Raw genomic sequence first — 1306 nt, forward strand, 5'->3', positions numbered from 1 at the left:
CGGGGAATGTCGCGCAGCAGCGCCAGTACCATTGCCAGGGTATGGTCGGCGACCGCGGCGGCATTGGCCCCGGCACCGTTGGTCACCGTGATACCGCGCGCGGCGGCGGCGGCCAGGTCGACCTGCTCATAGCCGGCACCGATCACGCAGATGATCTGCAAGTGGGGCAGCGCCTCGATTTCCGCGGCAGTCAGGCCCAATGGGCCCCGGGTGAGCACGGCATCGATTTCGCGGGCGTGGCGCTGGATGGCTTCGGTACGCAGTTGCGGCGACGGTGCGCGGATCAGCCGATAACCCGCCTGTTCCAGCAGGGGCAGGTAATCGTCGACGGTTTCCACCAACACCAGGACTGTCTTGCTCATGCCACCTCCGCGTCTGATCGAAGGGGCATTATGCGTAATCAGCGGGCGGTACAGTCAATCGATAAATGAGCAGAAAACTGTACTGTACCGGGCAACTTACTGGGCGAACGCCCGCCCAAGGCCACCGGGTACACCGCTGCTGTCGGTGTCCTGCCATGGGCCATCGGGGCTCAGTGACCAGCTCCAGCCCCCGTCGTAGCGGTAGTAGGTGCGCTGGCGGTAGAAGGTGTTGGGTTTTTTCTCCAGCACGTACACGCCCAGCTTAGGGTCCCAATGGCTGGAACCGCCCGGTGGCGGTGCAAAGCTGGCGGACGTGCGGGGCATCGGCTTGGGCGTCGCTGCGGGTTTGCTCGGCTGGGTCGAAGGCTGCCCGCCCGGCAACGGCTTGACCACCGGCCCCTGGTGCGGCGGTAGCCGCTCGATCGGTGGCGCGGGCTGCTCGTAAGGTTCATGCACCGTACACGCGGACAAACCCAGGGCCAGGGTGATCAGGGTCAGGCGGACGGTGCTGTGCATGGCAATGCTCTCTTACGGGTCTGGGCTGTCGATGGTCAGGTGTTGCGTGGCCTGGGTGGCAGTGGCCAGTGGCGAACCCTGGCCGATCCACTCGCCATGAGTGGGCTGGCCGGCACGCGACACACGGGCAACGAGTTGGACTTCAGTAAAGTCCGACAGTTTCATCTGCGGCATCATCGCGTCGGCATCAGACAACTCCACCTCGATCGGCAACTGCGCCACGGTCACCCGCTTCGCTGCCAAGGGCATGGGCGGGCCATTACTGGCACGGGCGAAAATGAACACCGTATCGTCGGGCTTGACCTTGTCTTTGAGCGCTGCGGCCAGCTCCACACGCACCTTCAGCCGGGCAGCCACGGGTGTGACGGTTTGGCCAGGCTCACCGCCCAGGCGCTCGGCAGCCCGGTCGATACCGCCTTGCAAGGCGG

General features: G+C 65.3%; 1 protein-coding gene and 2 pseudogenes. All 3 read right to left on the reverse strand.

Going from position 1 to position 1306, the window contains the following annotated elements; all coding sequences use genetic code 11:
• Positions 1-362: pseudogene (locus tag MFF34_RS27915) on the reverse strand (2-hydroxyacid dehydrogenase); the annotation flags it as partial.
• Between the two features lie 96 nt (positions 363-458).
• Complete coding sequence (locus MFF34_RS27920; RefSeq protein ID WP_027592990.1) at positions 459-878, reverse strand: hypothetical protein; 420 nt, start codon at positions 876-878, stop codon at positions 459-461.
• Positions 879-890: 12 nt separating this feature from the next.
• Positions 891-1306 (reverse strand): annotated as a pseudogene (locus MFF34_RS27925) (c-type cytochrome biogenesis protein CcmI); the annotation flags it as partial.

This window comes from Pseudomonas sp. PAGU 2196, assembly GCF_022179005.1.
Lineage (GTDB): Bacteria > Pseudomonadota > Gammaproteobacteria > Pseudomonadales > Pseudomonadaceae > Aquipseudomonas > Aquipseudomonas kermanshahensis.

What these genes read in the sequence shown, in the direction of transcription:
- MFF34_RS27920 (WP_027592990.1), bottom strand. Translation starts at nt 878, where the DNA reads ATGCACAGCACCGTCCGCCTGACCCTGATCACCCTGGCCCTGGGTTTG.